This is a genomic window from Deltaproteobacteria bacterium, assembly GCA_019912665.1.
Lineage (GTDB): Bacteria > Desulfobacterota > GWC2-55-46 > GWC2-55-46 > GWC2-55-46 > UBA5799.
Window position 1 is genome coordinate 88,464 of sequence record JAIOIE010000006.1, and the last position, 16,102, is coordinate 104,565.

Below are 16,102 nucleotides of genomic sequence, written 5' to 3' on the forward strand. Positions count from 1 at the left end.
GTTTTTGGGAAGATGGATTTCAACGAGGAACAGATAGAGCGGTACTCAAGGCATATCATACTTCCGGAGGTCGGCGGCAGGGGGCAGGCGAAGCTCCTTAAGAGCCGGGTCTTTGTGCTCGGCGCGGGCGGCCTCGGCTCCCCGGCACTTCTTTATCTCGCGGCCGCGGGCGTGGGCACTATCGGCATGGCCGACGGCGACTGCGTGGACCTGAGTAACCTCCAGCGCCAGGTCATCCACAATACCGAGCGCATAGGGAAGCCCAAGGTGCATTCGGCGAAGGAGACCATCGGGAAGCTCAACCCGGACGTCAAGGTCGTGCCTTTCCACGGTCGTCTTACCGAGGACAACATAAGGGAGATAATAAGGGAATACGATGTCGTCCTCGACGGGAGCGACAACTTCCCGACCAGGTTCCTCATGAACGACGCCTGCTTCTTCGAAGAGAAGCCGCTGGTCTCCGGCTCCATGTTCAGGTTCGACGGCCAGGTCTCGGTCTTCCATCCCGCGAAGGGCTTCCCGTGCTACAGGTGCCTCTATCCCGAGCCGCCGCCAAAGGGGCTCGTTCCGAGCTGCCAGGAGGCCGGGGTTCTCGGGGCGCTGGCTGGCGTAATAGGGGTCCTTCAGGCTGTCGAGGCCATTAAGCTCCTCCTCGGCATAGGCGACCCCCTGGAGGGGCACCTCATGGTATTCGACGCCCTCAAGATGACCTTCAGGAAGGTAAAGGTCAGGAAGGACCCGGAGTGCGCGCTCTGCGGGGAGCGGCCGACGATAACAACGCTCAAGGCCTATGAGGAACAGGCCTGCGAACTGAGGCCGGCCACCTGCGAGAAGTAATGGCTTCCGCCCCGAGACCGGATGGTGAATGGGAAAGTACCTGGATAAACCTGCGTCCCTCAAGATAGACCTCATGCTCCGGGGGATAAGGATAAACGACCCCGTGGTCCAGGCGTGGGCGTGCGGCTCCTCGGGCATTGACATACTGCTCCCGCAGGACACGCTGGTAAACATACCGTGCAGGGAGGTCTTTACCAGGAACTCGCCCTACACCATAAGGCGGTCGGGGGAGGACTATTTCATAACCGACGGCAAGGGCGAGGTCCCGGTTAAGCTCGTTCCGAAGCCGGCCTTTTGCGGCGGGAGCACCTCCACAGGCGTTCCCTTCCGGGACATAGCCGCCTCGCACGGGAGCTACACGGTAGTTACGCCTTCAAAGCGGTGCGACTTTTTCAACAGGAGCATAGAGTGCAGGTACTGCGCCGGAAACTTCAACGTGGCCGGCGGGCCGGACCGGGTATATACGGTCGACGAGGTCCTCGAGACAGTCGGCGCGATCTTGAATGAGAAGGCCTCCGGCATAATATACCTCTCCATAGGCTTCAGCCCCGGCGACGACGGCGGGATAGAGTTCCTCAGGCCCTATATAGCGGCAATAAAAAAGAGTTACAACTGCCTCGTGGCGGTAGAGGCGCTTCCCCCGAAGGAGAACCGCTGGATAGACGAGACATACGCCCTGGGTGCAGATTCGGTCCTCTATAACCTGGAGATATTCGACAAGGAGCTCTTTGAGATTATCTGCCCTGGCAGGGCGGCCCTCATCGGGAGGAAAAGGTACATGGAGGCCCTCGGGCACGCGGCGAAGATTTTCCCGAACGGGACCGTCGCCTCGCACCTCATCGTGGGGCTTGAACCGCCCGGGTCGACCTGCATGGGGATAGACTACCTGACCGACATGGGCGTCGTACCCGTGCTGCCCATATACAGGCCTTCATCCGAGAAGGACTTGAGGATAGAGCCGCTTACGACGGAGATAATACTCCCGGTCTACAAGCACCTCTACAGGGCGGTCAAGAAAAAGAAAGTAAACCTCAACTGGGTGAGGGACCTGAGCATGGTCACGACCCCGGCGGAGATACGGGACCTTGTCGATGACTCGAAAGGCGGCCTGATGGACAGCTTCTACAAATCCAGGCTCGGCATGAAGACCGCCTGGGGGCTATCGTCACTCAGAAGGAAGTTGAGGGTCGTGGACAAGGACCCTGATTCAGAGCACTGAAGTCTTTTTTTCCGGAGTTTTCCGTTGAGCGTCAAGATAGACACGCGGCCCATATGGCTGATACTGGCGCTTAGGGCCCTGAGGCCTCTTTTCTTCTCGGTCCTGGCCCTCCTTTTCGTCCTCTTTCTCCGGATGCCGGTGCCCGAGGGGCTTACCCCGGTCGGCCAGAGCGCCATAGCCGTTTTCCTCCTCTGCCTCGTACTATGGATAACCAACGCGATACCGCTTGCCGTGACCGGCATACTGGCCATGGTGCTTGTCCCCGTCCTCGGCGTGCTGTCGAGGAAGGAGACCTACTCGCTTTTCGGGAACGAGGCCGTCTTTTTCATACTCGGGGCCTTCATACTCGCCGGGGCCGTCATGCACTCCGGGATAGCCGCGAGAGTAGCGCTCTTCATGATGAGCAGGTTCGGGAGCTCGCCCAAGCGCCTTGTGCTGACCATATTCCTGTTGGCCGCGGGGCTCTCGTTCGTCATGTCCGAGCACGCCGTAGCGGCCATGCTCTTCCCCATAGTCCTCGAGATATCGAAGAGCCTGGGCCTTAAGCCGGGGAGGTCCAGCTACGGGAAGATACTCTTTTTCGCGCTCGCGTGGGGCTGCGTCATAGGCGGGGTTGCCACTTTCCTCGGCGGCGCGAGGGTGCCTCTCGCGGTCGGCATACTGCAAGAGACGACCGGGAGCCGGATAGGGTTCCTAGAATACTCGGTGGCGGTCTTCCCGCTGGTGATGGTAATGCTCCTGGCGGGCTACATCATACTCAAGTACTTCTTTCCCGTCGACATCGATAAGGTCGAGAGCGCGCAGGGCATCGTGACGAAGAGGCTCAAGGGACTCGGGAAGATGACCTACTCCGAGTACTCGGTGGGCACCGTGCTGCTCGTGACAATACTCGCATGGGCTTTCCTGGGCGAGTCCTTCGGCCTTTCGGCGGTCGCCCTTATCTCGGTGGTGGCCATGTTCGTCCTGAGGCTCGTCAGGTGGAAAGATGTAGAGGAAAACGTCAATTGGGGTATAATACTCATGTACGGCGGGGCCATAGTGCTCGGGTCGGCGCTCGACAAGAGCGGCGCGGCCAAGTGGATGGTCTCCTCGCTGGTCGCAAACTGGACGGGCGGGCCGTGGACTGTATTCGCGCTCTTCTCTTTCCTGTCCATACTGCTTACAGCCGCCATCAGCAACGCCGCGGTCATAGCCATACTGCTGCCGGTGAGCATCGGTATGGCCCAGTCCCTCTCTATCGACCCGGTGCTGCTGACCTACGCGATAGCCGTCCCAGCCGGACTCGATTTCATGTTCCCGATGGGCACGCCGGCCATAGCCATAGCCGCGTCCTCGAACTACATATCCATAAGGGACAGCGCGAAAGGCGGCTTCATAATGTTCGTGCTGGCATGGCTGGCCTTTAATCTCGTAGCGGCCCTTTGGTGGCCGCTCATAGGCATGGGGTATTGAGTTGAAGAGGCTGCTACTTGTGCTCCCGTCCAATGTGGCCTCTGAGGAGGCCGTAGAGTTCGCCGTCAGGAGGGCGAAGGAGGAGAGGTCCACGCTAGTGGTCCTCTACCTCATCGCCGCCGGCGCCGCTGACGACGTATTCGACACCTTCTCGGATATCGGTTTCATCGGCGACAGGCCTTCATCACAGGTCTCCGAGGCCATAATGAAGGAGTACAGGCAGAGGGGCTACGAAGAGCTCGGGAAAGTGCAGATAAGGACTATGGAGGAGGGGGTGGCTTTCGAGCCGCTCATGGAGGCCGGGGAGCCGGTCGAAAAGGTGCTATCCACGATAGAGGGGATGGGCATAACAACGGCAGTGCTCGTGAAGAGGAAAGAAAGGGCGATATTAAGGTACTTCCAGCGGAGCTATGCGGACGAAGTGGCCGAAAAAGCGCCGTGCGAGGTCATCGTCTTTACGGGCGGCCAGGGACCTATAAAGGAGGATAAAAAAGATGTCAAGGAAGTGGACAGAGGAAGAGCTTAAGAAAGTCAGCGACAGCCTCGAAGGCAAGTCGCCGGAAGAGGCGATCAGGTGGGCCGTCGAGAACTTCTCGACGAGCGAACTCTCGCTCGCCTGCAGCTTCGGGGCCGAGGACGTGGCCCTTGTCGACATGCTCGTGAAGATCAAGCCCGACGCGAGGATATTCTATCTGGATACCGATCTGCTCTTCAAGGAGTCCCTCGACGTAAAGGACAGGCTCATAGCCAAATATGGGATAAAACCCGAGAGGTACGGGGCCAAATCCACGCTTGAGGAGATGGCCGCCGAGCACGGGCCCGAGCTCTGGAAGAAGCAGCCGGACAAGTGCTGCGATATAAGGAAGATGATACCCCTGGCAGAGGCCCTTTCAGGCTTGAAGTGCTGGATAACCGGCATACGTAGGGACCAGGCCCCCACCAGGGCTAACGCGCCGGTCGTATCCTGGGACGCCAAGTTCGGGCTCGCGAAGGTCAACCCGCTCGTAAGGTGGACCTCGGAAGACGTCTGGAAATACATAAAGGCCAACGGCGTGCCTTATAACGTGCTCCATGACCAGAACTATCCTTCCATCGGATGCGAGCCCTGCACGAAGCCGGTCGCGCCGGGCGAGGACCCGAGGGCCGGAAGGTGGGCTGGGTTCCAGAAGACTGAATGCGGGCTGCACAAGTAACTGAATAGCGAGTTGACAAAGTCCGATATGCAGTGGTCACTGCTGTCCTGTTGAATTCCCCCTTTTCTAAAGGGGGGAAGGGGGGATTAGAGCAGAGCATTTGAAATCCCCATCTTATCCCCTTTTTCAAAGGGGGAGGACTTAATCAAGCAGGCTATAAGCGTAATTACTCCAAGGAGGTAGCAGGAAGTGGAAGGACTCATAAAGCCGCACGGCGGCGTTCTGGTGAACAGGGCGCTTGAAGGGAAGGAAAGGGAGGAGCTCGCCCGTAAGGCCGGGGGGCTTAAGAAGCTCACACTGAACGACAGGGAGATCTCCGACATAGAGATGATCGCCATAGGCGCGTTCAGCCCGCTCGAGGGCTTCATGTGCAGGGACGACTACCACTCTGTCATGGACACCATGCACCTTAAGAACGGGCTTCCCTGGACCATGCCGATAACCCTCTCGGCAACGAAGGATGAGGCGGCTTCACTCAAGCCGGGCATGGAAGTGGCCCTCGCAGCCGGGGACGGCGACATACTCGCCACCCTCAATATCGAGGAGATATTCCCGCACGACAAGGAGAAGGAGGCGCTCCAGGTCTACGGGACCGCGGAGGACAAGCACCCGGGCGTAAAAAAGGTCTACGAGATGGGCGACATGCTCCTTGGCGGAAAGGTCTCGCTTGTGAAGAGGCCCGTGCACACGCAGTTCATGGAAGAGAGGCTTGACCCGAAGGACACCAGGGCCCTTTTCAGGGAGAAGGGGTGGAAGAGGGTCGTGGGCTTCCAGACGCGGAACCCCATCCACAGGGCGCACGAGTACATACAGAAATGCGCCCTCGAGATAGTCGACGGCATCCTCATACACCCGCTCGTCGGGGAGACCAAGGGCGACGACATCCCGGCCGCGGTCCGCATGAAGTGCTACAAGGCGCTCATTGAGAACTACTACCCGAAGGACAGGGTCGCGCTGGTAGTGAACCCCGCGGCAATGCGGTACGCCGGACCCAAGGAGGCCGTCTTCCACGCGCTCATAAGGAAGAACTACGGCTGCACGCATTTCATAATCGGCAGGGACCACGCCGGGGTGGGCAACTACTACGGCACATTCGACGCGCACTACATCTTCGACAATTTCGACCCGCAGGCCATAGGCATAACACCGCTCTTTTTCGACCACACCTTCTACTGCAAGAGGTGCGGGGGAATGGCTTCGTACAAGACATGCTCCCACGACGCCTCAGAGCATGTTACCCTCTCAGGCACCAAGGTAAGGGAGATGCTCCGTAGCGGCGCATATCCTCCGCCGGAGTTCAGCAGGCCGGAGGTCGCGAAAATACTGATCGAGGCGATGCAGGGACAGTCATAAGGTAACCTCTAAAAAATTGATCTTTTCCCCGGACTCCTTGATTACGGGAAAAATCTCCAGTTTTTAGTGGGTTACCAGGGCCGCCATTGAACGGGCGGCCCCCTTTCAGGGCTTTACGGCTGCAAAACGAAATGCTAGAGGGGTCGGAGTATGCGCGAGACAAGGGAAGAGTTCCTGGCCGCCGCCGAGGGGCTAAGGAAAAAACTGACCGGGTTAAGCGATGATTTCTACAGGAACCCGGAGCTTGGTCTTAAGGAGGCAAGGACCTCCTCGATGATGCAGGCGCTCCTTAAGGAGCACGGCTTCCATATTGAATCCGGCATCGCGGGGATGGAGACCGCCTTCAGGGCTTCCATCGGCTCGGGCGGGCCCGTCATTGCGCTTCTCGCCGAGATGGACGCGCTACCCGGCATAGGCCACGCGTGCGGCCACAACCTCGGCGGCACGGCCTCTATCGGCGCGGGAGCGGCCCTCGCAAAGGCCCTTGCAGGTAAGCTTTCGCCGGGCAACGGCACGCTCCTTGTCCTCGGGACCCCCGCGGAGGAACTGGGCAAAGGGAAGATAGAGATGATAAAGGCCGGAGTTTTCGACGGGGTGGACGCGGCCATGATGGTGCACGGCTCGTCAGGGCGTAGGGTCGTAAAGCACTTTTTGGGCCTTGTGCGCCTAAATTTCACCTTCCACGGTAAATCCAGCCACGCATCCGCCTACCCCGAGGAGGGCATAAACGCGCTCGATGCCGTCATACTCCTTTTCAACTCAATCGGGCTTCTCCGCCAGCAGATGAGGGGAGATGTCCGGGTCCACGGCATTATAACGGACGGCGGAAAGGCCCCGAACATAATCCCGGAGAAGGCCTCGGCCTGTTTTTACGTAAGGGCAAAGGACCTCAAGGAACTCGACTCCATGAGGAAGAGGGTCATCGAATGCGCAAGGGGCGCGGCCGTCTCGACCGGATGCTCGCTCGAAGCCGCCGAAGGCGGCGACCTCAACGCCCCCATGAAGATAAACATGGTCTTTGCCGGCGTATACAGGCGCGCATTGGAGCAATTGGGGCTCAAGGAGGACGGAGAGGCCCCTGAAAAGAACGTCGGCTCATCCGACATCGGGAACGTATCGCAGATCATACCCACCATCCATCCCCACGTGCCCATAAGGAAGGGCATCAATATCCACACCCAGGACTTTGCCGACGCCACCATAACGCCCGACGGACACAGGGCGCTCATGGAAGGCGTGAAGGCCTTGGGCCTCACCGCGATAGAGCTCTTCTTCAACACCGAGGCGCTCGAAACCATAAGAAAAGACTTCAGGGAAAACGAATAAACCCGAGCGTAGCCCCAGGGCCGCGAAAAGACTGCAGTTCACCCTGACGGAGCTACAGCAATTGGATTTTATCCCCCATATGTGATATATACGGGTAAGTACCGTTGCTTCAACCGCTTTCGCGGACTTTTTGCGGCCCGTTAAAGGGAGGGTTTCATGTTTAATGGGACATGGGGCGTTTGCTTGAGCCGCAAAGCATTCCTCCGAGCCGTCTCCGCGCTTATGTTACTCGTCTCCGTTTCTCTCGCCTCCTTTTCAGATGCGGAAGATGATATTCCAATAACCATAGAAGCAATCGGCACGGCGTCAGTTGCAGACTCTGATATCTCCTCGGCAAGGGACGGCGCGATAGCCGACGCGCTCCGAAAGGCGGTCGAGCAGGCGGTCGGAATGGTGGTCTCATCCGAGACCGTGGTCGAGAGCTTTGAGGTGCTTCGCGATTCCGTTTACACCAATGCCACCGGCTACGTGAAATCCTATGACGTCCTGGAGGAGTCAAGGTCTGGAGGGACATACCAGGTAAGGATAAGGGCCGTTGTCTCGGCGGCGGGCCTTGAGGGCGACCTGGACGCCATGGGCCTCCTGCAGCGGAAGGTGGAGCGGCCAAGGGTGCTCTTTATGATATCCGAGCAGATGCCTGGCGATAGCGGCTTCACCTCTTGGTGGCGGCCTGAGGCTTACCTCGGAAGGGATAGCGGGGAACGCAGGGTGGGGGCGGCTACCGCGGCCCTCATGGAGCTGTTCCTTCGTAAGGGCTTCAACGTGGTGGATATTGCCGGCAGCCCCGAGGCGGTAACACCGACAGACCCGTACTGGCCGTCAGACATTTCAGGCGAAAGCGCCAGGGAGGCTGCAGGCAAGGTAAACGCCGAGATCGTGGTCTTCGGGAAGGCCGTCGCGTCGGAGGGACCGAGGACCGGCGGCACCGCAATGGTCACCTGGCTCGCCGACATCACGGCCCAGGCCGTCAGGGTCGACGACGGCAGCCTCCTCGCTTCAGGAAGGGGGCACGCTACCTCAAGGCACATATCAGCGGAAAAAGGGCCGTTGGATGCATTTTACGGGGCCTCGGAAGAGCTTGCGGAGGGGCTCGTACGGGATATAAGCTCGAAATGGGCAGGCCCCGTCTCCTTCACGATCAAGCTTAAAGTGGCCGATTACGCCGGGGCTGTCGAGTTCAAGAGGCTTTTGAGGACCGCCGCAAGGGGGGTCCTCTCAATCTACCAGCGGAGGTTCGAGGGCAACGAGGCCTTTTTTGAAGTCGAATCGAAGGTGCCGGCCCAGGCGATAGCCGACGAAATATCAAGGCTACGGGGCTTCAGGGTTACGGGAGCGGCCCAGAACGCGATAGAGGTGGAGGCGTACGACTGAGAAACTTATTCAACCCAAGATGGGCGCTTCTTCCGGTCCTCCTCCTCTTCCTGGCATCATGCGCCGCTCACGTCCCGAGATATCCGCCGAACCTGTCGACACCGGTCTACACGCTTGCCGTGCTCCCGTTCTACAACGCTACAAACGACGTAGGCGGGCCGATGGCCATAAGGGAGGAGTTCCAGAGAAGGGCAGCCCAGATGCACTACATGCCCATGCCGCTTAAGGAAGTGGACTCTCTCCTCCTTGACCGGATGGGCATAACGCTCGGAAGCCAGCTTGAGCTTACGGATCCGGCGAGCCTCGGCGAGCTCCTGGGCGTCGACGCCCTTGTATACGGTTACGTCCTCAATTTCGACAACGTGACCACCGGGGTATACAACGTAAAAAAGGTCAGGGCCGGGTTCAAGATGGTGGATGCCCGGACCGGGCTGGTGATATGGTCGAGGGGCCTGGGCGTAAAGAGCTTCATAGCGGGCAGCGAAATAGGGGTCGGCGTGACGATTTTGAAGGAAGCAGCGGATGACGGTCTTGACTCATACGCCGCAATAAAAGGGATCGAGGGCATAGAGGGGCTTGAGGACTGGCACGTGCTCATCGCGGGGGCCACGAAAAAGATTGAGGAGGCCGCGATACTCTCGTTCGGCGAGAAGCTCCTCACAAAGGCCTTCGGGCTGCACCTCTGGCTCGAGACAGACAGCATGATGAGAAAGGTCATGGCAAGGATGCCGTCCGGGCCCGGAAAGCCGGTAAGGCTCGAAAGCGTCAAGGACAACGAAGGAGGAAACCGAGAATGAGGGTAAGCGCAACAAAGGTCGTTTTTCTGATATGCGTGTTCATGGCTGGCGTTATAAGCGCTGGCTGCGGCGTAAAGACAGCCGGGGTGGTGAAGGACGATGTCACCCTCACCGGCCAGACCAAGAAGCTCGAAGAGGCCGGGGCGACTTACAGGGGACCGGAGTATAACGTAGCGATTCTCGAGTTCGACAACAAGACCCCGGCGAAGACCATCGGCGTGGGCGAGGCCGCTACCGACATCCTGAGGACGCTTGTAAAGCAGACCGGGCTTGAGCCCGTAGTGCTTACCAAGAGCGAGATAGGCCAGCAGGAGAGGCTCATGGAGCTTGAGCAGACCGGGGCGCTCAAGAAGGGGATAAAAGACACTTCCGGAGGCTTCGACCCGGTCGATTTCAGGATAACAGGCTCCGTAACCGCTTACCATGAGCTTGAGGAATCGATGGACACGCTCGTCACCCAGCGCAAAAAGCACATAGCAAGGGTGCAGGTAGACTACGCCCTGGTCGATGTCGCTACCGGCAAAAGCCTTCTGGCCGAGTCCGGCATGGGCGAGTACTCGAAGACCACCGGCGGGGTCTTCGGCCTGGGCGGCAAATCGACCGCAGACCCCGGGCTTCGGGACGGCGCATTGAGGGACGCGCTTTCAAAGGCAATGACCAAGATGGCAGAGAAGCTTGGCCAGATGCCCTTCCAGGGAAGGGTGCTCCATGTGGACGGCCCGGAAATTACGATACGTGCGGGGACAAGGAGCCGCCTTGCCTCAGGCACCGTCTTTTCGGTATACAGGCCCGGCGAGGACCTCGTCGACCCGGATACCGGCAGGGTCATCGGAAAAAGAGAGAAGCTCATAGGCGAGGTCACGCTCGATTCGCACCAGGGCGACAGGATATCGGTTGCCCGTACGACCTCGGGCGACGGTTTCAAGGCAGGGGACGTGATAAGGGTAAAGGCAACCTCTAAAAATTGATCTTTTCCCCGGACTCTGCATCAGGCCATGAATAAAAATGCTCACATATTTACCATATATGCTCCGCTTTTTATTCCCGGCCTTCCTTGATTTCGGGAAAAATCTCTAATTTTCAGTGATTGCCTTAAAAGAAAACAGGAGGCCCAATGCGCTGGTTCGCCGTTCTTTTCCTTGTGTCGTCTATTTTTGCGGTCTCAGGGTGTTCGAAACCCGAGATGAGGTGTACATCCCCTGAGGATAACCCCATGCACCACTACCTCGCGGGGATGGAGCTTCTGGAAAAGGGAAAGACGGACGCCGCCCTTGAGAAGTTCTCCCGCGCCTCATTGTGCGACGATAGGTACTCGCAGGCGCACTCAGGCACGGCGATAGCGGCGGCAATGAAGGCGGGCGCGCAGAAAGACGAGGAATACAGGCGGACGGACATTAAGAGGATAAACGAGCACCTTGAAAAGGCAAGGAAGTCATCCTCCTCGCCTGAGAGCTCGTTCACGGTCAGGCTCGCGGAGATGCGGATTGCGGCTGCCCTCAAGGAGAAGAATTGGCTCAAGGAGGCGGAAACGTCATACAGGGCCGCTCTCCGGCTCAAGGTGAAGGAAGGGCAGGGGCTTGTATTCTACCAGGGGAGGGAGGCCGCAGACTACTTCATGGGCGCGGCCTATCTCGAAGCGAGGGAGTTCCAGCCTGCAGCCGAAAGGTTCAAACATGTCCTCGACTCCAAAGGCGAGGGCAAATGGCACGGCCCAGCTGACCAGGCATGGAAGAGGACCGATAAGATAGTAAGGGCCCTTTCCGGGGTGACCTTCGGGGACGTGGGGAAGGAAATAGCCCTTCGGGATACGGTGAGCAGGGCCGGGATGGCGGCGCTAATCATAGACGAGCTCAAGGCCGAAAAGCTATTTGAGGGGCGGATACCAATCAAGTCGAAAGAGGCCGGGTTTATCCCTGCCGACATGCTGGGGAGCCCCTTGAAAGAGGAGGTCTCGATGCTCGTCAGGCTAGGCGTAAGGGGCCTTGAGCCCGTATACGACGAGACGACGAGGGCGTACCTCTTCAGGCCCGAAGAGCCGCTTAAGAGGAAGGAGCTGGCACTGGCGCTCGAGGATATCGTCATAAAGCTTTCAGGCGACGAGAAGATTGCGACGGCATTCCTGGGGCACCGCCATTCGCCTTTCCCGGACGTCGAGCCTTCTTCGCCGTGGTACAACGCCATCATGAGCGTCACGACCCGGGGGCTAATGGAGACCGCCCTTTCAGGAGAGTTCAGGCCGGATGAATATGTTGACGGCGCAGAGGCTATAATGGCGGTTAGGACGCTAAAGCATCATCTCAATGTACATTAGCAGGCTGCTGAAAAAGCCCAATCTGCTGCGTCGTATTCAAAATTGGACACTCCGGCGTACAAGTAAAGTACGCCTCATTCCTCATTTTTCTACTCTTTGCATCTTGAGCTTTCTGAACAGCCTGGGATTTTATTTTTTTTCGCAATCTGTTAAAAAGGAGGCGCATGAAGAAAATATTTTTCTTTTCACTTTGGTGCGGCCTGCTGGCCATATCCCTCTTCGCATTGCCTTTGGAGGCCGGGTCAACTGATGCCGCCCTCCCTGAAGAAACAACCGGGGCCAGGGAGGCGTTCATCAAAGGCGTAATGACGGTAAAGGGCGAGGGGGTTGCCCCTGAGGGGAGCTTCTCCCATGCCCAGAAGCGTCTCCTTGCCCTGAGGGCCGCAAAAATAGCCGCATACCGCGAGATAACCGAGCGGCTCGACGGGGTAGCAATTTCAGGCGAGACGACTATCTTTAACGCTTCCGCCTCCTCAGACCAGGTACGGACGTCAGTCCAGGGCGTAATAACCGGCGCAGAGGTCGTAAGGGAGGTATACGACCCAGAGACTGGCATCGGAACGGTATATCTTTCACTCCGCTTACCCGACGCCTTCGGCTCCTTTCTCCCGGTAATTTCAGGGACAATACCGCCGCTTCCGGAATACCACGGAATCGCCATAGCACAGTCCGGACCTGACGGGCTCATCATAGACGCGCGCGGCACCGGTTTCAAGCCAGCGCTTCTCAATAGGATCGTGACCGCCGGAGGCGAGGTGGTCTATGACCCTTCAAGGCTCTCGCGCGAAACGGCGGCCCAGGGCAACGCTCCGGGGTATACGAGCGACTTGGAAAAAGCAAAAGAACTCCTTCTTCAAAAAGGCTCGACGAACCCCCTTTTGGTAAAGGCTGGCAGGGTATCGAAATTTTCGACCGACATAGAGCTTGACCCGACGGAAGCAAGCATAGTCTTCGCCTCCAACCAGTCCGGGAGGTTCCTGGAGGCCGCCCGGATAATATTCATCCTCGACTGAATACCTAATAGGCTGCTGAAAAAAGTCCATCTGCGTCGAAGGCTACGTCGCTTGACACTCCGGCGTAGACTAAAAGTACTCCTCATTCCTCGCTCCCCTGTTCCAATGGGGGCCTCGCATCTGGAGCTTTTTGAGCAGCCTGAATAAAACGGAGTTTTTCAGCAAGCTGCTAAAGCTCACCTGTGATAACGCCGAAATGAGAAAATGACTGTTAAAAGGAGGTAGTTCGTGAAAAAGCTGGCTGCGTTCTTTACGATGCTATTCGTGTTTTTGGGTGCTGCCCCGGCCTCCGCGCTAGTTGACATCGAGGGGAGGTACTGGTTTTCCGACATCGACGGGAATATAAGGTTTGTAGACGGAGGTGTCGGGACGGATATCGACCTTGTCAACGACCTCGGGATGGACGACGAGGACTTCATCGACGCGCGGATAACCCTAGAGCTCGGGAGCCACAGGCTTCGGTACGGCTTCATGCCGCTTAAGTGGGAAGGTCAGAACACGATAACGCGGAACATAACGTTCGGCGACCAGACATTCTCGGCATCAACTGACGTGGAATCCGAACTTCGGATCGACTACCACCGTCTGGGCTATCAGTACAATATAATCGACACTCTCGATAACCACCTTGGCGTGATATTCGAGTTGAAGTATTTTGACACCGAGGCGTCACTCAAGGCCCCAGCTGTCCCGCTAGACGAGACCGAAACCTTCAAGGCGCCCATACCGACTATCGGCATAGCCGCGCAGGCCTCTCTCCCGCTCCTTTTTAGCGTCGGCGGCGAGGTAACCGGCATCACTTTGGGAAGCGATGCATACCTCGTGGACGCAGAGGCTTCAATCAACTTCGAGCCTGTACCGTTCATCGTTATATCCGGAGGATACAGGTTATTCAGGCTTCATGTTGAGCACGATTCCGACCTCGCGGACCTTACCCTAAAGGGACCGTTCGTCATGCTGAGGGCGGATTTTTAAACAGGGACATCGTCTCTCACTGATTATAACCGGTCCTGTTCGCTTCCACTTTACTTGCCCCCTCCCCGGATGGGGAGGGGGTTTATTGTTCTTTCCTGCGATGTTCTCTTTCGCGCTGTAATCCTTGCGAGTCCTCGAAAAAACAGGCACTTACGTCCGTATCATCGCAAAAAGCCTCTTGACTGGCGGCCATAATGGGTGTAAGTATTGCCCGGGGGCTTTACAAATCAGGCGCTTATGGCGAAAATGGATTATGAAGTACGAGAGCTCGTTTTAAGGATGAGATGAGGACCGACTTTCTCAGGTTAGTATTGCTGCTTTCCTTCTTGTCTTTTTCTTTTCAGGCCTGCGCTCACAGGACTCCGGGGGCGGCGGATCAAACCCGGGGCCCGATCCTTGATGGCGGCGATCTCGGCGCTATAGACGGCCTTCGGAAGGCATTGGAAGTGAAAAGGAGTACAGGCGACAAGCAAGGCGAATTGTCCTCGCTCCTGGATATCGGCAGGGCCCTCGTATCAACCGGGAACTATGGGGAGGCCGAAAAAACGTCGAGGCAGGCAGTAAGGCTTGGGAAGAAGCTCAAAGAAGAGAAGGGGCTTTCAGCGGCTTATGACCTGCAGGCCGAGGCCTTGCTGCTTTCGGGCAAGCCCGAAAAGGCGCTAAAGGTCCTGGATACGGCGGAAAGGGAGTCGGGGCAGTCCTCAGGCGTCCGGCTTAATTTGAGGGGGCTTGCGCTCATAAAGATCGGCAAAAACGGGGAAGCCTTCAAAGTCCTCATGTCCGCTCTCGATGCGAACCGTGGCTCGGGCGACAAGGCCGGCCTTGCAAGATCATACAGGGCGCTCGGCCTTGCTGCAATGGCTTCGCAAAGCCCTGACGCGCTCTCGTTTTTCAGGGAGGCCTACCGGCTGGACAGGGAAGCTGGCGACATGAAAAACGTGGGGTACGGCCTCGGCAAGATGGCCGAGATAAGCCTCGAAAAAGGAAGACAAGAGGAGGCGGTCTTCCTTTTCGAGCGCTCATATGCAGCCTACATGGAAGCAGGCTCGAAAGAAGGCGCGTTAAGCGGGCTCGATAGCCTTATTGAGGCCCTTCGCGCGCTTGGCCAGGACGAAAAGGCCTTATATTACTCGGCAATCAAGGAGGATATTTTGAAGAAAATGGAAGGCGGCAGGCGGGATAGATGAAACCCCGTGTGCTTGCCGTTGACGATGACGAGCGGAACCTTGCGCTCCTTTCCGCCAAGCTCGAGCGGGAGGGCTATGAGATCGAGACCGCCGGCAACGGGCTCGAGGCGCTCAAGAAGGTTAACACCTTTCATCCCGACCTGGTCATAATGGACGTTATGATGCCGCAGATGGACGGGTACGAGGCGCTCAGGCACCTGAAGTCGAGGGAGGAGACGAGGTACATCCCCGTTATCATGCTCACCGGCAGGGCCGAGGTCGAGGACAAGGTGCTCGGCTTCGAGGTCGGGGCCGAGGATTACATAAACAAGCCTTACAGCCTCCAGGAGGTGGCGGCAAGGGTGAAATCGCTTCTCCGGATGCGTGCCCTCCAGACCAAGCTCAGGGACACCGAAAAGGTAGCGGCGCTCGGCGAGATGGTCGACGGCATAGCCCACGAGATAAGGAACCCGCTTACCGCCATAGGCGGCATAGCAAGGCGGCTCTACGAGCACGAGACCGACCCCCAGCACAGGGAATACGCCCAGTGGATAATCAGGTCGGTCGAGCGGCTGGAGCGAATGCTCGGGAGGATAGACGAGTACAAGAGGATACTCGTCTCCACCCTCGTGAAAGGCGACATAAACAAAGTTGCCGGGGACGCGGCAAATGACATAAGGGAGTACATAGATGGGCTCGGCAGAAAGATTGACGTGAAGGTCAGGCTCATGCCGGACCCTCCGCCGGTGAGCTACGATTACGGCAACATGAAGACCGCCTTATTCAATGTCCTCCAGAACTCGGTGGAGGCGATAGAGGGTGAGGGGACTATAACAGTCGAGACGGCCCCGGCTCCGGACGACGCCATTGCCATACGGGTCACCGACACCGGCGTTGGCATGACCAGGGAGGAGATAAGGAAGATATTCAACCCTTTCCAGTCCACCAAGTTCGAGGGCGCGGGGCTCGGCCTTACCATCACCTACCGCATAGTCCAGGACCACGGCGGCGAGTTAGATGTCGAAAGCGAAAAGGGGACGGGTACGGCCGTGACCATAAGGCTCCACCCTGCAAGGGGATAGGGCCCGG

15 protein-coding genes are annotated in these 16,102 nt (G+C 57.9%); all 15 read left to right on the top strand.

What is annotated here, in order from left to right:
* The first annotated feature begins 12 nt into the window (after positions 1-12).
* The 15 genes from moeB to K8I01_00570 all read left to right on the top strand — a co-directional run bounded on the left by moeB (position 13) and on the right by K8I01_00570 (position 16,095).
* The gene (gene moeB / locus K8I01_00500) at positions 13-837 is read left to right on the top strand and encodes a molybdopterin-synthase adenylyltransferase MoeB (GenBank protein ID MBZ0218900.1); all 825 of its coding nucleotides are present in this window, start codon (positions 13-15) and stop codon (positions 835-837) included.
* A gap of 28 nt (positions 838-865) precedes the next feature.
* Positions 866-2,056, top strand: coding sequence for a radical SAM protein (locus K8I01_00505; GenBank protein ID MBZ0218901.1), 1,191 nt, complete (start codon positions 866-868; stop codon positions 2,054-2,056).
* A gap of 24 nt (positions 2,057-2,080) precedes the next feature.
* Positions 2,081-3,508: a DASS family sodium-coupled anion symporter gene (locus tag K8I01_00510; protein ID MBZ0218902.1), complete on the top strand. Its 1,428-nt coding sequence runs from the start codon at positions 2,081-2,083 to the stop codon at positions 3,506-3,508.
* A gap of 1 nt (position 3,509) precedes the next feature.
* Positions 3,510-4,034 carry a universal stress protein gene (locus K8I01_00515; protein MBZ0218903.1) on the top strand — a complete coding sequence of 175 codons (525 nt, stop codon included), beginning with the start codon at positions 3,510-3,512 and terminating at the stop codon, positions 4,032-4,034.
* Positions 4,003-4,701 carry a phosphoadenylyl-sulfate reductase gene (locus K8I01_00520; GenBank protein ID MBZ0218904.1) on the top strand — a complete coding sequence of 233 codons (699 nt, stop codon included), beginning with the start codon at positions 4,003-4,005 and terminating at the stop codon, positions 4,699-4,701. Before K8I01_00515 ends, K8I01_00520 begins: the two co-directional genes overlap by 32 nt.
* A gap of 189 nt (positions 4,702-4,890) precedes the next feature.
* Entirely contained in the window at positions 4,891-6,054 is a 1,164-nt protein-coding gene (gene sat / locus K8I01_00525) for a sulfate adenylyltransferase (protein MBZ0218905.1), read from the top strand.
* Positions 6,055-6,204: 150 nt separating this feature from the next.
* Complete coding sequence (locus K8I01_00530) at positions 6,205-7,380, top strand: M20 family metallopeptidase (GenBank protein ID MBZ0218906.1); 1,176 nt, start codon at positions 6,205-6,207, stop codon at positions 7,378-7,380.
* Positions 7,381-7,602: 222 nt separating this feature from the next.
* Positions 7,603-8,751, top strand: coding sequence for a flagellar assembly protein T N-terminal domain-containing protein (locus tag K8I01_00535; protein MBZ0218907.1), 1,149 nt, complete (start codon positions 7,603-7,605; stop codon positions 8,749-8,751).
* Positions 8,752-8,870: 119 nt separating this feature from the next.
* A complete protein-coding gene (locus tag K8I01_00540; GenBank protein MBZ0218908.1) occupies positions 8,871-9,548 on the top strand; it encodes a DUF799 family lipoprotein in 678 nt (225 codons plus the stop codon).
* Positions 9,545-10,516, top strand: a complete 972-nt coding sequence (locus tag K8I01_00545) for a hypothetical protein (GenBank protein MBZ0218909.1) — start codon at positions 9,545-9,547, stop codon at positions 10,514-10,516. The genes K8I01_00540 and K8I01_00545 overlap by 4 nt, the downstream gene beginning before the upstream one ends.
* A gap of 146 nt (positions 10,517-10,662) precedes the next feature.
* Positions 10,663-11,859, top strand: coding sequence for an S-layer homology domain-containing protein (locus K8I01_00550; GenBank protein MBZ0218910.1), 1,197 nt, complete (start codon positions 10,663-10,665; stop codon positions 11,857-11,859).
* A gap of 164 nt (positions 11,860-12,023) precedes the next feature.
* Positions 12,024-12,872: a hypothetical protein gene (locus tag K8I01_00555; GenBank protein ID MBZ0218911.1), complete on the top strand. Its 849-nt coding sequence runs from the start codon at positions 12,024-12,026 to the stop codon at positions 12,870-12,872.
* 228 nt (positions 12,873-13,100) lie between these two features.
* Positions 13,101-13,847 (top strand): hypothetical protein, encoded by a 747-nt coding sequence (locus K8I01_00560; protein MBZ0218912.1) that lies wholly within the window; start codon positions 13,101-13,103, stop codon positions 13,845-13,847.
* A gap of 446 nt (positions 13,848-14,293) precedes the next feature.
* Entirely contained in the window at positions 14,294-15,034 is a 741-nt protein-coding gene (locus K8I01_00565; protein MBZ0218913.1) for a tetratricopeptide repeat protein, read from the top strand.
* Positions 15,031-16,095, top strand: coding sequence for a response regulator (locus tag K8I01_00570; GenBank protein ID MBZ0218914.1), 1,065 nt, complete (start codon positions 15,031-15,033; stop codon positions 16,093-16,095). The genes K8I01_00565 and K8I01_00570 overlap by 4 nt, the downstream gene beginning before the upstream one ends.
* The last annotated feature ends 7 nt before the right edge of the window (positions 16,096-16,102 follow it).